General features: G+C 68.0%; 13 protein-coding genes. 7 read left to right on the top strand and 6 right to left on the bottom strand.

Annotation, left to right across the window (positions count from 1 at the left end):
* Positions 1–10 precede the first annotated feature (10 nt).
* Positions 11–817, bottom strand: coding sequence for a helix-turn-helix domain-containing protein (locus tag C7I55_RS11670; RefSeq protein ID WP_106513233.1), 807 nt, complete (start codon positions 815–817; stop codon positions 11–13).
* 146 nt (positions 818–963) lie between these two features.
* On the opposite strand from C7I55_RS11670, the gene C7I55_RS11665 reads away from it, so the two are divergent.
* From C7I55_RS11665 to C7I55_RS11660, 3 genes are read left to right on the top strand one after another with little or no spacing between them, the layout of a single operon-like run.
* Positions 964–1,551 carry an isocitrate lyase/PEP mutase family protein gene (locus tag C7I55_RS11665; RefSeq protein WP_269845206.1) on the top strand — a complete coding sequence of 196 codons (588 nt, stop codon included), beginning with the start codon at positions 964–966 and terminating at the stop codon, positions 1,549–1,551.
* Complete coding sequence (locus C7I55_RS29210; RefSeq protein ID WP_269845205.1) at positions 1,524–1,727, top strand: isocitrate lyase/phosphoenolpyruvate mutase family protein; 204 nt, start codon at positions 1,524–1,526, stop codon at positions 1,725–1,727. The genes C7I55_RS11665 and C7I55_RS29210 overlap by 28 nt, the downstream gene beginning before the upstream one ends.
* On the top strand, positions 1,724–2,734 hold the full coding sequence (locus C7I55_RS11660; protein ID WP_106513069.1) for a saccharopine dehydrogenase NADP-binding domain-containing protein: 1,011 nt from the start codon (positions 1,724–1,726) through the stop codon (positions 2,732–2,734). Before C7I55_RS29210 ends, C7I55_RS11660 begins: the two co-directional genes overlap by 4 nt.
* On the opposite strand, the gene C7I55_RS11655 is transcribed toward C7I55_RS11660, so the two are convergent.
* Both C7I55_RS11655 and C7I55_RS11650 read right to left on the bottom strand, forming a co-directional pair.
* Entirely contained in the window at positions 2,731–3,192 is a 462-nt protein-coding gene (locus tag C7I55_RS11655; protein WP_106513068.1) for a GFA family protein, read from the bottom strand. The two genes, C7I55_RS11660 and C7I55_RS11655, sit on opposite strands and share 4 nt — an antisense overlap.
* Positions 3,193–4,050 carry an alpha/beta fold hydrolase gene (locus C7I55_RS11650; protein WP_106513067.1) on the bottom strand — a complete coding sequence of 286 codons (858 nt, stop codon included), beginning with the start codon at positions 4,048–4,050 and terminating at the stop codon, positions 3,193–3,195.
* 336 nt (positions 4,051–4,386) lie between these two features.
* On the opposite strand from C7I55_RS11650, the gene C7I55_RS11645 reads away from it, so the two are divergent.
* The 4 genes from C7I55_RS11645 (at position 4,387) to ahpF (ending at position 8,453) form a co-directional block, all read left to right on the top strand.
* The gene (locus C7I55_RS11645) at positions 4,387–5,400 is read left to right on the top strand and encodes an NAD-dependent epimerase/dehydratase family protein (RefSeq protein ID WP_106513066.1); all 1,014 of its coding nucleotides are present in this window, start codon (positions 4,387–4,389) and stop codon (positions 5,398–5,400) included.
* A 62-nt stretch (positions 5,401–5,462) separates the two neighbouring features.
* The gene (locus C7I55_RS11640) at positions 5,463–5,948 is read left to right on the top strand and encodes a GFA family protein (RefSeq protein WP_106513065.1); all 486 of its coding nucleotides are present in this window, start codon (positions 5,463–5,465) and stop codon (positions 5,946–5,948) included.
* Positions 5,949–6,225: 277 nt separating this feature from the next.
* Positions 6,226–6,789 carry an alkyl hydroperoxide reductase subunit C gene (ahpC, locus tag C7I55_RS11635; RefSeq protein WP_106513064.1) on the top strand — a complete coding sequence of 188 codons (564 nt, stop codon included), beginning with the start codon at positions 6,226–6,228 and terminating at the stop codon, positions 6,787–6,789.
* A gap of 83 nt (positions 6,790–6,872) precedes the next feature.
* Positions 6,873–8,453 carry an alkyl hydroperoxide reductase subunit F gene (ahpF, locus tag C7I55_RS11630; RefSeq protein ID WP_106513063.1) on the top strand — a complete coding sequence of 527 codons (1,581 nt, stop codon included), beginning with the start codon at positions 6,873–6,875 and terminating at the stop codon, positions 8,451–8,453.
* Between the two features lie 251 nt (positions 8,454–8,704).
* Here ahpF and C7I55_RS11625 read toward each other — a convergent pair whose 3' ends face one another.
* From C7I55_RS11625 to C7I55_RS11615, 3 genes are read right to left on the bottom strand one after another with little or no spacing between them, the layout of a single operon-like run.
* Positions 8,705–8,905 (bottom strand): hypothetical protein, encoded by a 201-nt coding sequence (locus C7I55_RS11625; RefSeq protein WP_106513062.1) that lies wholly within the window; start codon positions 8,903–8,905, stop codon positions 8,705–8,707.
* 57 nt (positions 8,906–8,962) lie between these two features.
* Positions 8,963–11,140, bottom strand: coding sequence for a penicillin-binding protein 1C (gene pbpC / locus C7I55_RS11620; protein ID WP_408640600.1), 2,178 nt, complete (start codon positions 11,138–11,140; stop codon positions 8,963–8,965).
* Positions 11,137–16,932, bottom strand: coding sequence for an alpha-2-macroglobulin family protein (locus tag C7I55_RS11615; RefSeq protein WP_106513061.1), 5,796 nt, complete (start codon positions 16,930–16,932; stop codon positions 11,137–11,139). The genes pbpC and C7I55_RS11615 overlap by 4 nt, the downstream gene beginning before the upstream one ends.
* Between the last annotated feature and the right edge of the window lie 48 nt (positions 16,933–16,980).

The raw sequence follows: 16,980 nt of genomic DNA, 5'->3' as shown, positions 1-16,980 counted from the left end.
GTCGGAAGGGCTATGCCCGCGTCCGGCACCATGCCTTCGTCGCCTCGTCCGTAGGATGCATCGCCTCGACCCGTATCTCCTCGATCGTCAGGTCCCACGCCGTTCCGAACTGCGTCATCGTCGACAGGAACGAGAGCGGCCCGTCCGGGCCCTTGAAGATGGTACGCACCATCGGCAGCGGCGCGTCGGCGAAGCGAGCCCGGTGCCACTCCTGGGGAATGTCGGGATAAGCGAGCAAGGCATCGAGCAAATCGCGTCCGTCGCGGTCGAACGGTGAGCGCTGGACCTCGTGGCGCAGATGGCGGAGCAGATCGCCGGCGACCTCGTCCCAATTGACGATGAACGGCCGCAGATCCTCGGGATCGAAGATCTGGTGGAGGATGTTGGCATGGCGCGGCCCGCCGGCCCGGAGCCCCTCCATCAGGGCGGTCATGCCGCGATTGGCCATGACGATGGTCCAGTGGCGATCGAAGACGAAGGCGGGAAACGGCTCCTGCTGGGCGAGGGTCGCCTCGATCGCCTGGCGGACGACCCCGAGCTCGGGCGCTTCCAGCGGGGTGCGGCGATAGAGCGGGGCATAGCCGGCGGCGAGATAGAGCGTGTTGCGTTCCCGCAGCGGCAGCGCCAACTCCTCGCCGATCCGCTCGATTACGTCCCGGCTCGGCTGCGCCTTGCCGGTTTCGACGAAGCTCAGATGGCGCGGCGAGATTTCGCAGCGCAGCGCCAGATCGAGCTGGCTGACGCCCTGGGCAGCGCGGAATTCGCGGAGCAGATCGCCCAGCGGCGTGGTCGGAAGCAGGGTGTCGACTGTGCTCATCTCGCCTGCGTAACAGCGCGGCCGCGCGGCGGCCATGACCTCGGAGGTAGTAGATTCGAGGCTGTGGCGGATCCTAGACGTCGGCTCGAGCGAGCCTTGCAGCCTGAGCGCCGCCACCAACGATCACGACCGAAGGGATCAGCGACATGACGATCGAGGAGAAAGTCTCCAGCTTCACGGCAGCGCACCGCCGGGGCACGCCACTGCGCCTCGTCAACGCCTGGGACGCCGGCAGTGCCCGTGCCGTCGCCGAGGCGGGCGCCGCCGCAGTGGCGACGAGCAGCTGGGCGGTGGCCGCGGCTGCCGGCCTCGAGGATGCGGAAATCCTGCCCTTGGCCGATGCGATCGAGACCGCACGATCGATCGTCCGCGCCGTCGACCTGCCGGTAACCGCCGATTTCGAAGGCGGTTATTCGGAGGCGCCTGCTGAAGTGGCCGCAAACGCACGGACCCTGCTCGAGACGGGAGTCGTCGGCTGCAATTTCGAGGATCGGGTGGTCAGGGGCACCGGCCTTCATGCCGTCGAGGATCAGGCAGCGCGCATTCGCGCCATATCCGAGGCCGCGGAAAGTCTCGGACGGCCGGTGTTCATCAATGCCCGGACAGACCTGTTCCTGCTCAACCCGCCCGAGAGCCACGCGGAGTGCGCCCCGGAGCCCTCGCGAGAGCCGAAGCCTATGCGCGAGCGGGTGCGGCGGGACTGTTCGTGCCCGGCCTTGCCGATCCCGCCCTGATCGAGCGGATCTGCTCGGCGAGCCATTTGCCGGTCAACATCATGGTGCTCGACATCGACGCCGATCTCGCGCCGCTTGCCGCAGCCGGCGTCGCCCGGATCAGCTTCGGTCCGGCGCCTTATCTTGCCGCGATGGGGGCGCTGACCGAGGTGGCCGGCCGGGCGCTCGGCCAATGAGCCGACGCATCGCTGTTTACGGCGCGACCGGGCACACCGGCCGCCAGGTTGCCGATGCCCTCGTCCAGCGTGGCTGGAGCGTCATCCTGGTCGGGCGCGACCCCGCGCGGCTCGCGGCGCTCGCAGCACGGCTGCACGATGCCGAGCCGCGCACGGCGTCGATCGATGACGCATCCGCCCTCGATCGGGCGCTGGACGGCGCCGCAGCCGTGATCAATTGCGCTGGGCCCTTCCGCGACACCGCACCGCCGCTGATCGCCGCGGCGCTGCGGGCACGGATCCCCTATCTCGATGTGGCGGCGGAGATCGAGGCGGTGCTCGACACGCTCAAGTGCAATGATCAGGCGCGCGCTGCCGGAATCGCGATCGTCCCGGCCATGGCCTTTTACGGCGGGCTCGGCGATCTCCTTGCGACCGACGCGATGGGCGATTGGAAAAGCGCCGACGAGATCATCCTTGCCTATGGCCTCAACGAATGGGTGCCGACCGCCGGAACCCGCGCTGCCGGCGCGGTGTCGCGCGAGCGGCGCGGCGGCAAGCGCCCGGTCTTCACCGGCGGCGCACTGGCCTATCGCGACGGCCCGCTCCCCGCGCCTGAGGATTGGGTTTTCCCACCCCCGATCGGCCGCGCGCCGGCCGTCGCCGAACTCACCATGGCCGACACGGTGACGATCGCCAGTCACCTCGCCGTTCCGGAGATCCGGTCCTACATGGCCGCGCGGGCACTCGCCGGACACGCCGCGGACGAGACTCGGCCCGCGGATGGCGCCGCGCCCGCGGACTCCGCCCAGATCTTCGCCTTGGAGATTATCGTCCGGCGCGACGGCGAGGAGCGCCGGCGACAGGCCATCGGCGGCGACATCTACGCGATCACCGCGCCGCTAGTCGCCGAAGCTGCTGCCATCGTCGTCGCGGACGGCAAGCCCGGCGTGCGCACGGCCGGCCAGATCGGCACGCGTGGCCAGCTTCTGCGCGCGATCGCGCCGTCGCTCGATCGGCTGCGCTAGACCCCCGCAACGCTCCGCGTCGCGGCGAACTCGGCGAGCAATGCGGGGAAGCGTTCCTCCGGCGGGAATTCTTCGAAACTGTGCTCGGCCGAGGTCACCGCCCAAGGCAGCTTCTCGCGAGTCCACGTCTCCACGAAGGGCCGGAAACCCTGCGCATCGTCGAACAGGGTCGCGCGCACGTTGACGAAGGCATCGAGGCCCTCGGGACGCGTGAACAGCCAGCTCATGCACTCCGGGCAGAAGAAATGGCGGGTGGCGCCGCGCAGTCCGCCCAGCACCGGCGTGCCGGACGTGACCTCGAACGCGTCGCTCGCATAGAGCGCGCTCAGGGAAAAGGCGCTCGCCGTCATCCGCTGGCAGCCGGTGCAGTGGCACGCCATCGTGACCAACGGATCGGCGCTCGCCCGGAAGCGCACCTCCCCGCAGCGGCAAGCGCCCTCATGTGGTTGCTCCGGCATTCACACCTCCATGGTCTCGTTGGCATCGAGTGTAACGCGCGCGGCGATATCCTCGGCAAGTCGTTCGGCGTGCGTCACCATGATCCCGTGCGCGGCGCCGTCATAGACGATCAGTTCGGACTCTGGGACCAGCGCGTGATAGCGTTCCGCCGTCAGGCCGATCGGTGCCGAGGCATCCTGCGTGCCGTGGATGATCGTCACAGGCAACCGGAGCGCCACCGCTTCGGCGCGCAAATCCGCTGCCGCGATGACTCGCTGGAAATCGATGACGATCCGCCGCGACGTTTCGAGCACCATGCCGGCGAGCCAATCGAGCGTGCGCCGCGATGCGCCCGGCGCGAACGGCTCCGCATTGGCGTCGATCCAGGCCGGAAGATCGGTCCTGATCTGATCGAGCACTGCGTCCACCGCGCCTGACGGGAGCCCGAAGTCATTGTCGCCGCCGGCGATCATGCAGGGGCCGGTGGCGCCGACGAGGATGAGCCGCTGAATGCGCGCGGTCCCATAGCGGCTGACGTAGCGGATCGCCTCGCCGCCGGCGCCGGAATGCGCGACGATGACGACGTCGCGCAGATCGAGAGCATCGATCACGGCCGCGAGATCGTCGGCGAGCAGGTCGTAATCGATGCTACCGGGATCGGTCGAACGGCCGTGGCCGCGGCGATCATAGGCGATCGTTCGAGTGCCACCGTTGCCGAGCAGGCCCATGGTTGCGGCCCACAGGCCTGAATGCATCGCCCAACCGGCAAGGAACAGGATCGGCCGGCCGTCGCCCCAATCGCGTACGAAGAGGCGGTGGCCGCCGGCAATGTCCACGAATGGCCGACCATTCGATTGTCGTCCCTGATTGATGCCCATCTCGATCTCCGTTGCTGGGATCGGAAGGATGCAGATTTCGGGACGTCGAAACGATTACCTGGCGGGTAATCGCGGCGCGGCGGACTTCGCGGCTATTCTGACACCGGCCCCGAAGCGCTCGGCCTGGCAGCAACCCCTGAAGGAACGGACATGAACAGTAGCGGCGCAACTCGGCCGGAAGCCGAGCCGAAGCAGAACAACGACTTAGCCGCCGCTGCCGGTCAGTGCCGAGCCGACTGCCCGCCAGCTTTGAAGCTCCGCGATGATCGGAGTGGAACCGCCCATTCGTTTCACTGCTGACACAGGGTGGCAACAGCTCTAGTGTAGAGACCTGCTATGTTCGATGTTCAGGCCGCTTCCGTTCCTCTTCGGATCCTTCTGACCGGCTCTTCGGGCTGGCTCGGCCGCCATCTGGCGCCGATGCTGCGCGCAGCCGGCCACGATGTGTTCGGGCTCGATGTCGCACCCGGGCCGGACACCGCGATCGTCGGCAGTATCTGCGACGACTGGCTCGTCCACCGCAGCATCGCGGAAAACGGGATCGACGCGGTGATCCACGCCGGCGCGCTCCACAAGCCGGACGTCGCGCGGCGGCCGGCACAGGCGTTCGTCGACGTCAACGTCACCGGGACGCTGAACCTCCTGGAGGCGGCGGTCGCCGCCGGGGTTGAGCGTTTCGTGCTGACGTCGACGACGTCGCTGATGATCAACACGGCGATCCGGAACGAGCATGGCGATGCGGCCGTCTGGCTCGACGAGACCTCGGGACCACTCGAGCCGCGCAACATCTATGGCGCGACGAAGCTCGCGGCCGAGCATCTGTGCCGGCTCCACCATCTCGAGCACGGTCTCAACTGCGTGATCCTGCGCACCAGCCGTTTCTTCCCGGAAGAGGATGACAGCGATCGCGGCCTGTGCGGCCCCAATCTCAAAGCCAACGAATTCCTCCACCGCCGGCTCAGTGCCGAGGATGCCGCCCATGCGCATCTCGTCGCGCTGGACCAGGCGCCGAGCATCGGCTTCGACACCTTCCTGGTCTCGGCGCCGACGCCCTTCGCGCGCTGCGACGCCGCCGAGCTGAAGCGCGATGCGGCCGCGGTAATCGCCCGGCTGTTTCCCGACGCTGCCGCCCTGTATGCCGATCGGGGCTGGCAGCTGCCGAACAGCATCGGCCGAGTCTATGATTCCGCCCGCATCGAGCGGGAACTCGGCTTTCGCTGCGCCACCGACTTCGCGGCAATCCTCGACGCCCTGCGCTCCGGCGATCCCCTGCCGTTCACCCATGATGCCGATTACGTGGCGCCGACGACGCCACCGCCCTCGCCGCCACAGCGAAGCGGCTGGGCCTGAGGCCGGGTCGAGTTCGCGATCGGCTCTGGCGATCCGGCGTGGCCTGGCTATAGCACTGTTGCATGAGCGAAACGAACCTTCCCCTCGAGGGCGGCTGCAGCTGCGGCGCCGTCCGTTATCGGCTCCTCGACCGACCGATCTTCGTCAACAATTGCCATTGCAGCATCTGCCAGCGACAGACCGGCACCGGATCCGCGGTCAACGCCTTCATCGAAAGCGACCGGCTCGAACATCTCTCCGGCGCGCTCACCGAGCATGCGCTTCGCACCGGAAGCGACGGCATTCAGACGATCATTCGTTGCGAGGACTGCGGCACCCCGCTGTGGAGCTATTACCCGCGCCTCGGCCGCGCAGGTGCGGCCGTTCGGGTCGGCACGCTCGACGATCGATCCGCCTTGCGGCCCGACGCTGCGATCTTCGTCGCCGATCGCCCCGTATGGGCGCCTCTGCCGGGGGGAGTGCCGAGCTTCGAGGGCGGATACAATCCGGCCGATTTGCTGCCGCCGGAACGATTCGCGCGGCTGAGAGCGCTGATCGCCGCCGTGTAGTTGCTTTCGCTGCTTGGCAGCATTTTCTTCTGCCTTGCAGCATTTCCGCGTTCCGGCATCATGACTGACTCCGCCTACCGGAGCGACAACCGGTGCAAGGCTCGGGCCTCCCGCGCGCCCCCTCCCTCTGCCCCAACGGGCATTGCTTGGGTCAAATCGCCCCCGCCAATCAAGATCGATCGCTTTTTTCGATCACAAACATCGGGACTCCCCATTTGTGCTCTGCGGAAAAATCGCCACATAGCGGTGGCGACAACAACCCCGCAGGAGGAAATTCATGGGCATTATCGGCAGCACGTTGAAGCCGTTCACCACGCAGGCGTACAAGGAAGGCAAGTTCGTTGAGGTCAGCGACCAGGACGTTCTCGGAAAGTGGGCCGTCTTCGTTTTCTATCCGGCCGACTTCACCTTCGTCTGCCCGACCGAGCTCGAAGATCTCGCCGACAATTATGCCGAATTCCAGCGGCTTGGCGTTGAAGTTTACAGCGTCTCGACCGACACGCACTTCTCGCACAAGGCCTGGCACGACACTTCGCCGGCAATCGGCAAGATTACCTACACGATGCTCGGCGACCCCAGCGGCGTCATCACCAACAATTTCGGTGTGATGCGTGAAGGCCAGGGCCTCGCCGACCGTGGCACCTTCCTGATCGATCCGGACGGCGTGATCCAGTTCATGGAAATCACCGCCGAAGGCATCGGCCGCAATGCGTCCGAGCTTCTCCGCAAGGTCAAGGCCGCGCAATATGTCCGCGCCCATCCGGGCGAAGTCTGCCCGGCCAAGTGGGAAGAAGGCGAAGAGACCCTCGCCCCCTCGCTCGACCTGGTCGGCAAGATCTAAGCGGCAGACCTACGGTTCGGGGGCGGCATTGGCCGCCCCCGGGCAAGCAAGACACACATCAAAGATAATCGGAGCATTTCATCATGCTGGACGCCAATCTCAGGCAGCAGCTTCAGGGCTACATGGCCAATATCCGGGAGCCGATCGAGCTGGTCATGTCGATCGACGAGAGCCCGAAATCGGCCGAGCTCAAGAGCTTGCTCGAAGAGATCGCGTCGCTTTCGGACAAGGTCGCCCTCGTCCGCGCCGATGACGACGCGCGCAAGCCGAGCTTCATGATCCGCCGCGCCGGGACCGACATCGGAGTCCGCTTCGCCGGCTTGCCGATGGGGCACGAATTCACCTCGCTCGTTCTCGCCCTGCTGCAGGTCGGCGGCCACCCGTCCAAGGCCGCGCAGGAACTGATCGAGCAGATCCGCAATCTCGAAGGCGATTACGCGTTCGAGACCTATTTCTCCCTGTCCTGCCAGAACTGCCCGGACGTCGTCCAGGCGCTGAACCTGATGGCGGTGCTCAACCCGCGGATCAGCCATGTCGCGATCGACGGCGCCCTGTTCCAGGACGAGGTCAACGAGCGCAAGGTCATGGCGGTGCCGACCGTGTTCCTCAACGGCGAGACGTTCGGCCAGGGCCGCATGGAGCTCGAGCAGATCGTCGCCAGGATCGACACCGCCGCGGAAGCGCGGACCGCGCAGAAGATCGCCGCCAAGGATCCGTTCGACGTGCTCGTCATCGGCGGCGGCCCGGCCGGCGCGGCCTCGGCCATCTATGCCGCCCGCAAGGGCATCCGCACCGGAATCGCCGCCGAGCGCTTCGGCGGCCAGGTGCTCGACACGATGGCGATCGAGAATTTCATCTCGATCTCGCACACCGAAGGGCCGCGGCTCGTCGCGCAGCTCGAGCAGCACGTGAAGGATTACGACGTCGACATCATGAACCTCCAGCGTGCGGAGAAATTGATCCCGGCGCGGAGCGAAGGCGGCCTGCACGAGGTCAAGCTGGCCGGCGGCGCGTCGCTGAAGGCCCGGACGGTCATCCTGTCCACCGGCGCGCGCTGGCGGCAGATGAACGTTCCCGGTGAGAACGAATATCGCAACAAGGGCGTCACCTATTGCCCGCATTGCGACGGCCCGCTGTTCAAGGGCAAGCGCGTCGCCGTGATCGGCGGCGGCAACAGCGGCGTCGAGGCGGCGATCGATCTCGCCGGCATCGTCGCCCACGTCACCCTGATCGAGTTCGACTCCGATCTTCGCGCCGATGCGGTGCTGCAGCGCAAGCTCGCCAGCCTGCCCAACGTCAAGGTGATCACCTCGGCGCTGACCACCGAAGTGATCGGTGACGGCGAGAAGCTGAGCGGGCTGGTCTACAAGGACCGCAACCACGACACCGTCCACGAGGTCGCGCTGGAAGGCATCTTCGTCCAGATCGGCCTGGTACCGAACACCGAATGGCTGAGGGACTCGATCGCGCTCACCAATCGCGGCGAGATCGAGGTCGATCATCGCGGCGAGACCTCGCAGCGCGGGATCTTCGCGGCCGGCGACTGCACCACCGTCCCCTACAAGCAGATCGTCATCGCGATGGGCGAAGGTTCGAAGGCTGCCCTCTCCGCCTTCGATTACCTCATTCGCCTCCCCGCGGCCCAGGAGACTCTCGCCGCCTGACCGGCGACGCGCTAGCCGGGAGTAGAGACCAAGCTTCACGCTTGAGGCTGGTTCAGCCTCAAACGATCCTGGTCTGGCCGCGCACCAGCCGCCGGCGTGGATGTCCCCCCACGCCGGCGGTTTTTGCGTGTGGGGCCGGGTGGATGTCCGTCTGGAGCCCGCAGCGGTTAGGAGCACGCCCTCGGCGCCTGCGGTTCCACGGCCTGAGATACCGGCGCAGAAAGGGCGCCGCCGCCTCCTGTCCCGGATGTTCAGTCCGGCGGAAACGCCGATGCCGGCGAGATCGGATCGGACGCCGGGAAGGTTTCCTCCACGGCCTCGTCGATCAACTGCTCCTGCCGGCGCGCCTTGTCCTCGCCGGGCGTCGCCTCGCCGGGCGCGTCGCGCGCCGCTTCGTCCGCCCATTCGGCGCTCGTGCCAGCCTCAAGGGGCCCACGTCGGGTGTCGCTCATCGTCAATCCTCCTGATGAAGGGAAAATGGCAGGCGCCGCGGAGGTTCCGCTGCGCGCTCAGCGCACGGTGAACACGCTGCGGTCCAGAACCTTGCCGTTGGCGTCGATCAAGGCAAGCCGGTGATAGCCCGGGGCCGGCAGCACCATCGGTGCGTCGGCCGCGGCGCCGATGTCACGATCGTCGAGGGTGAGACGCTCCCCTGCCGTAGCGCCGGACGCGCGGAAACGGATGCGCTGGCGGGGCAGCGGAATATCGGGATCGAGCGCGTAGACCGCACCGGCGGCGGGATTGGTGATGCGCGGCCGCCGGCCCGCGGCCGGCGCCGCGCCGAAGCTCGCCTGCGCGGTTCCGGACAGGAAATATTCGGAGCGCGGCGCCTCCGTCCCATCGGCATAGACGATGCCGCGACGCTCGACCGCGGCGGGCGCATCCGGCGCTCTGCCGGGCGCGTTGCCGTGCAGTGCGAGCATGACATCGCGCCAGATCGGCGCCGCGCCGCTGGTGCCTGAAACGCGGCTCATCGAATCCCCTTCGGAATTGCCGATCCACACCGCGACCGTGAAACGGTCGGAGAAGCCGACACACCAATTGTCGCGCATCGCCTTGGACGTCCCGGTCTTGGCAGCCGCCCAGAACGGCAGACGCAAAGCGGAGTCGAGCCCGAAGGTGATTGCCCGCGCATCCGCGTCGGCAAGCATGTTGGCGACGATCCAGGCGGCGGCTGGATCGGTGACCTGCTTAGGAGCGTCGACGGCCTCCCCGCGCTTCAGCACCAGCGCGCGATAGCGGCCGCGGTCGGCGAGCGCGCGATAGGCGGCGGCCTGCTGGAGCAGGGTGACTTCGGCGGAACCGAGCGCGAGGCTGTAGCCGTAAAAATCGCCGTCCTCGGTGAGCCCGCGATAGCCCATGTCCCACAGGCGATCGCGAAACTCCTCGACACCGGTGAGCAGCAGCGCGCGGACGGCCGGCACGTTCAACGATGCCGCCAGTGCGGTGCGGACGCTGACCGGCCCCTTGAAGCTGCGATCGTAATCGCGCGGGACGTAGAGGCCCGATGCCGTGTCGAGCTGGACCGGGCTGTCGTCGAGCAGCGAGGCCGCAGTGAGATAGCCGTGCTCGATCGCCTGGCCGTAGAGGAAGGGCTTGAGCGTCGAGCCGGCCTGACGACGCGCATCGGCATTGTCGACCGCGGGGGCCGTCGAGCCCTCCCCGACCCCGCCGACATAAGCGAGCACTTCCGCAGTGCGATTGTCGACGACGATCACCGCGCCGTCACGCGCCCGTGCGCTGCCGAGGCCGATCAGCTGCCGCCGCAAGGCCGCTGCGGCCAACGTCTGGACGTGGCGGTCGATCGTCGTCGTGATCGACTGTCCCGGTGTCTTGAGCAGCCGATAGGCGAGATGCGGCGCAAGGCCGGGATCGTCGGCGAGGCGGCGGCCCGGCCCGGTCATCGCTTCGGCGCGCGCAATCATCGCGCTGCAATCGGCGATGCCGCCGGCCCGACAGGCGCGGCGGCCGACGGCGGCCGGGCTCGCCTGCGGTGCGGGCAGCAAAGCGGCGAGCAGCAGGCCATCCTCCCGCCCAAGTGCGTCCGGTGCGCGGCCGAGCAAGGCCCGGGCGGCAGCACCGATGCCCTGGGTCTCGCCCCGGAAGCTGGCGAGGTTGAGATAGGCTTCGAGGATTTCGTCCTTGCTCCAGGCCGTCTCCAGTGCACGCGCGGCGCGGGCCTGGCGCAGCTTGCCGCGGAACGAGCGTACGCCCGGCCCGCCGAGCTCCGGCGCAAGGAAGCCCGCGACCTGCATGCTGATCGTGCTCGCGCCGCGTGCCGGACGGCCGTGCATTGCCGCCCAGGCCGAGCCGCCGAAGGCGCTCCAGTCGACACCGCCATGACGCCCGAAATCTCGGTCCTCGGATGCGATCACCGCCTCGCGCAGGGGCAAGGCGATGCGATCGATCGGCACCCAGGCAAGCCGGCGCACCGCGAAATCGATCCGCACCGTCTGCAGCACCCGCCCGTCACGCCCGCGCAGCCATGCCTCGCTGGCCCGCCAATCGCCTCTGGCCTCGGCATAAGAGGGCAAAGGCGGCGGGCGGGTCCAAGCATCGACCCCGCCGAGCGCGAGCAAGGCGGTGGCGATGCAGGCGAGAGGCCTGCGTCGAAGCCAGCCGGATATCGCCTTCTCCCCCCCGCCGAAGACGATCGGGCTGGGAAGCCGGAGATCGCCTGCCCTCACGGCTCGACCACCAGCAGCCGGTTCGGCAGTGCCGCGTGGATTTCCGGCGAGTACATCGCCTCGACCCGGGTCGGCGGCAGCTGGAAGCGGCCGCTGTTATTCACGCGCACGACATATTCGACACTGGTCCGGCCCTTGGGCAGCCAGCCGAAATAGGCGCGCCAGGCTTCGTGGGTTCGCTCGATATAGCTCGGCCACCATCCTTCGCCGCGGCCTTGCGACGCGAGCAGCGCCGACTGGCCGCCGCCGCCGCTGATCACCGAAGCGCCGGAGGGGATCGGATCCTCGACTACCACCCAGGTGCGATCGACCGGCGCGTCGACCTCGATCCGGACCCTGAGCACGTCGCCGGCGCTGAGCTTGCCGGGCTGCTTCCGCTCGAGGAAGCTGACCTGGCGGCTAACGCGATAGCCCTCGAACGCCGGGGCGGTGAGCGGCACCGCCGCCTTTACCGAGATCGTGGCCCATGGGTTCGGCGCGGCGCTGTGCGAGAGCAGCAGTGACGAGGGCCGTGCCGGCAGCGCGAACACCATCGGATCCGGCCGTGCTGGGGCCTTGCCGGGCAGGCTCGGGACCCAGGCCCGCGTGAAGGTCTGGCTGCCGAGGCGCCCGCTGGTGGTGCCGGACGCGGCGCGTGGATAGACGGCGTCGAATCGCCGTGCCGCGACCGTCCCCCAGGCATTGGCCGGAGTCGTGTCCCAGTGGCCGCGATGCTGGCGAAGCGCGACGCCGATCATCATCCGCGGCGCATCCGCTTCCCAGCCGCGACGGCCGATCGCTGCGAGCAGGGCTTTCATCGCCATCTCGTCGTCGCTGACCATCATCCACCAGGGCGAGCGTGCCTTGTCGACGATATCGAGGCGGGTTCCTTCATAGACGATGCGGCTGCGCAGGGCGGATTCGGCGGCGGCGCGCCGCTGCGGCGGCGCGCCCTTCACCCGATCGAGCGTGATCAGCCAGTCGGCGAGCATCGCCGTCGGCATGTCCGCCACCGGAATGGCGACCTGGCCGATCATTTCCGCCGTCGCCTCGCCGTTGCGGGCAAGGGCGGCGAGCGCCTGCATGCGCAGCAGCCGCATATCGGACGGGCCTTCATTGTCGTCCGAGAGACGCCCGTTCACCACGGCCTTCATCGCCTCCAGCAGGCGCATCCGACGCTCGATGGGCCATTCGTAGCCGGCATCGGCGGTGATCGACAGCGCATAGGCCGTCAGCGCAATCGACCCCGACAGCTGCTGGCTCGGCCAGTAACGGAGCAGGCCTTCCTGGGTCATGTATCCGGGAAGCTCGTCCATCTGCCGCGCCCAGGCCGCCTTGTCGTCCAGCACCACCGCCTTCGACAGACGCTGTTCGAAGCAGGTGAACGGATAGACCTGCATGTAAGCGCGCACGCCGGCAAGAGACGGCGACGGGGAGTCGCTGAGCGCCACCTCGATGCTGCCGCGCCCGGGCAGAGCGCCCGCCGGCGGCATCACGCTGAACGGCACGCCGCCGACCCGCAGATAGGTCGCCGCCCAGGTCTCGACCGGAACCGCCGGGATCACCTGCTCGTCGACCTGGATGCGATCGGCGGAGCGGCCATCCGTGGTTCGTGCGGAGACCGTCCAGCGCAGCGTGTCGACATTCTCCGGCGCCGTGAGCCGCCAGGTCACCGGCGTCGCCCCGCCGGCCGGGACAATGACCGTCTGGGGTCCGCCAACCGAGATCTTGCCATCGACGGCCGCACTCGCGGTGACTTCCATCGGCTTGTCGGTGCCGTTCCGCAACGTGAAGGTCGCGCCATATTCGTCGCCGGAGCGCACCAGCGGCGGCAGCCCCGAATAGAGGGTGAGATCCTGAACGGTGCGGATCCGGGCGACGCCGGTGCCGAACAGATCGCCGCCGGATGTCGCGATCGCAACCAGCCGGTAGGCCGAAAGCGAATCCACCAGCGGCACGTCGATCGCCGCGCGTCCCTTGTCGTCGAGCTTCACCCGGCCGCGCCACAGCAGCACCGGCTTGAACTCGGTCCGGGTGAAATCGGACATGTCGCTGCCGCCGCCGCCGCCGCCGGCGGCCACCGCCTTGCGGCCGTAATGGCGCTTGCCGACCACCTGCATCTGTGCGGTCGAGGTCAGGACGGACAGCGGCCGTTCCCCCATCATCGCGTCGAGCAGATTCCAGGTGTCGTTGGGCGAGAGCACCATCAGCGCCTCGTCGACCGCCGCGAAGGCGATCTCGGCATCGGCCGCGGGCGGCTTGCCGTTCGGCCCGAGCACCTGCACGACCGCCCGGGCGGTGTCGCGGACATGGTAGCGCTCCTTGTCGGCACGCACCGCGACCTTGAGCGTGTGCGCCTCCCAGCCGACCTTGAGCTTGGTCATCCCGATCCGGTAACTCGGCTTGGCAAGATCGACCAAAGCGGTCGGGTTGGCGACTTGCTTGAGGAACGGGATGTTCCACTCCCTGGCGAGCTCGGCGAGCCACACCCGCCAGCTCGACACGCGGCCGCGCACCGCCATCACGGACACATAGACGTCGGGCGCGTAGGAGCCGGCGAGCGGCACGGAGATCGTCGGATCCTTGCCCGAGATCTCGGTAACGAACGAGGACAGCACACCTTCGCGTTCGACGGTGACGAGCGCCGTCGCCTTGCGGAACGGCATCCGCACCTGGATTCGTGCGGTGTCGCCGCTGCGATAGCTTTTGGCATCGGCGATGATGTCCATGCGGTCGCCATTGTCGCCCCCGAACCACCATTCGTCCTCGCCGGCGAGATACATGGACGTGACCGCCCGCGCCTCGTTGCCGAGCGTGTCGCTGGTCGTCGCAACGGCGATCACCTCGCCCGACACACCCGGATCGAGGCGGCAGCGCACCAGGCCATGATCGTCGGTGATCCCCGAGCAGTCCGCGGCGATTCGCTTGGTCTCGACGACATTGTCATAGGCGTAGAAGCCGCCGATCAGCCGCCGTCGTGCCGAAAGGATCTCGCGCGTGTACAGCGCAATCGCCACCTTCTGGCCGCGGATCGGGCGGCCCCCGATCGTCAGCGCCGCCACCTTGAGGCGCATGTCGCCGGCGCGCTGGACCCAGCTGTCCGACTTGATGCCGAGCCGCACGGCCGAGGCGTAGATCGGCACCCGCGTCGACGCCGTCAGCGTCTCGCCATTGGCATCCTGATAGTCCATCTCGACGGTGAGGCTCGCATCCTCTTCCAGCCCGGGCATTTCGAGCGGCGTGCGGAGCGCGCCCGCCGTGTCGAGGGTGAGCGGGATGGTGGCGGCGTCGGGCAGCCGGGTTTCGCCGCCGTCGCTGCCGTCCTCATCGAGCGGCACCGTGCCTTCCACGACCTTGCGGCCGCCGAACGTCCAATCCTCCCAGCCGTCGGGCGCGTCGGTGAACATCGACCAGGCGGTGCGCAGCTTGACCGCGGCGCTGCGCGCCCCGCCGCCGGAGAGATAGCCGACATAGAGATCGAGCGGCAGCTGTCTTGGCCGGACGGAGGGCGTTCCGGGACCGCTGACGCTCGCCCGCATCGTTGGAAGTCGGTAATCCTCCACCCGGATCGATTGCCCCGTATAGATCGTCCGGCGATCGTCCCGCGTCTCCTCGTCACCGTCCGCGGACGCGGCCGGAGGCGGTCCGACCCGAACGCGCACCTGGTAATCGCCGGAGGGCGCACCCTTGGGCGGTGCCCATTCGCTTTCGCCGAGCCCGCCTTCGTCGAGCGACAGGGGCATCGAATAGGTGGTGTCGGAGCCGGAGTGGGTAAGCTCGAGCGTTCCGCTCAAGCTGCCGCCGGAGCGGAAACCTGTCGGCGTCGGCATTCGGTAGACGTGCTTCATGTGCACCGTCTCGCCCGCGCGAAGCAGCGTGCGATCGAGAATCGAATGGAGGATCGGCTCCGGCTCCGACCAGCCATAAGGCAGTTCGAAATCGTCCGGAGAAATCCCGTCGCCCCAATGGGTGAGCGTGAAGGAGAAATCATCATTCTTGCGCGCCGAGATCATCAGCGGCGGCGCGCTGTCGCCAATATCCTCGCAGCCGGAGCGGCTCGTCGGCGACGGCAGACCGCCGGCAATGGCGAGCCGGCCCTTCTTGTCGGTGACCCCGGCGGCGAGTTGGTCTCCGCTGCAGCTGTCGGTCACCCGGATGGCAGCGCCGGAGACGGGCTTGCCTTCGCTCAGCGAAGTCACCCAGGCGAGCGAGCCCGCCCTGCCCCATTTGAAATGCACGACCATGTCGGTGACCAGCGCCGCAGCGCTGACATAGCGGGTGGCGGGACGCCCGAGCAGGACTCGGCCGAGTTCCGGGCTGGCGAGCTCGACGACATAGAAACCCGGCTTGCCCAGCGGCACCCCGACGACCTCGAATTCCTTGCCCTTGCCGGGCAGCGGAACATTCATCGCGCTGGCCCCGGCGGCGCCGTTCAGAATCGACGCGGTGCCGGTGTAGTTGACCTCCTTCGGCTTCTCCTCGGTCCCTTCATCGCGGATATCGTCTTCCTGCGCCTTCGCGACCTTGCGGAGCCAATCGGCGATCGTGCGATCGTCGGCGTCGATCCGCGCGCTGGCGCCGCCGATCCCAACCATTTTGGGCTGCAGATCGGCTTCCACACCGCGAACGGTCACCGGAAGAACGCCGCCTTCCTTCGCCTCGAGAATGCCGAAGGGCGAGGCGAACTTGACTAGCGGCGGCGTCGCGGAGATCTGGAACGCCAGCGGGAAGCGGCGGGCGTTGGCCAGCGCCCGCCCGCTTTCGTCGCGAACGTCTTCCGGGATCACCAGTTTCGCAGTGACCGCCGGCGTCAGCAGCGGCTTGAACGAGACGTCCGAGAGGGTGGCCTCGCGGCCCGAGTCGATCGGGGCGAGAAGCTTGCCGTTGCCGAGATCGAGGCGCAGCGACAGCGCCTTGGCGCGCGGCACCTCGGCGGTGAAGCGAACCCGGATCGGCTCGAGCGGATTGCAGCCGGCCTGGGCGTTGACTCGCGAGCAGGTCAGGCGTGCGCTGAAGGCATCCCGCACCACATAATCGTGACGGCTCTCCTTGCCGACGATGCGGCCACTTGGAGACCGGACATCCTTGCCCCAGACCAGCGCCATGTCACGGCCCGGGGGCAGTGGCCGCCGGCATTTCAGCGCTACGACATTGGCAAGCGCAGCGTCCCGCTCTTTGGCGTTGGCCGGCAGCGGGCTCGGCAGCCCCGCATTCTCCAGGAAGCTTTCGGCGCGCCAGCGCGAGCCCATTTCGCTGAGGATCCGGCGCGGCGTGTCGGCCGGAAGCAGATCGACCGGGATGCGCTCGCCGATCCCATCTACCGTGCAATAGACGTGCTGCACGATTGACCGGCGATCGACCGGGCCGTTGACCGCGACGATGAACGCCTGGTCCTCCTCGACATTGTCGCCATAAGACCCCGTCATGATCGCGCTCGGAGACGGCCCGCCGCTGTCGATCTCGAAGCGCTGCGTGCCGCCGACCCTGTTGCCGTCCAGGGTCTCGAGCCCGTCGCGCAGCGATGCCGTGCAGGTGGTGTCGCCCGGCAGAGCCTTGTCGAAGTCCCACACATAGGTCGCAGGGTCGACCCACCGGCCCTTGCCCTCGACCTTACACTCCATGCGGATCGGCGGGCGCCCCGATAGCCCTTGCCCCAGCGGCACCATGGGCTCCGAGAAGCGCAACGTGAAGCGGGTGATCGCACTGCCGTCCGTTCCCGGTTCGGCGAACACAACGGAAGGCGGCGTATCGGCCGAAGCCATGATCGGCACCAGCGCCAGCAAGAACCCGACTCGCACCAGCCAGCTGCGCATGCACCACCTCCTGAACAGGCTCGACCATGCATGAGACGCAAACCCAGG

Origin of the sequence: Allosphingosinicella deserti (assembly GCF_003012735.1) — a bacterium.
GTDB classification, from domain to species: Bacteria; Pseudomonadota; Alphaproteobacteria; order Sphingomonadales; family Sphingomonadaceae; genus Allosphingosinicella; species Allosphingosinicella deserti.
Note: the sequence above shows the minus strand (reverse complement) of the source record. Positions and strands in the feature narration are given on the sequence as shown.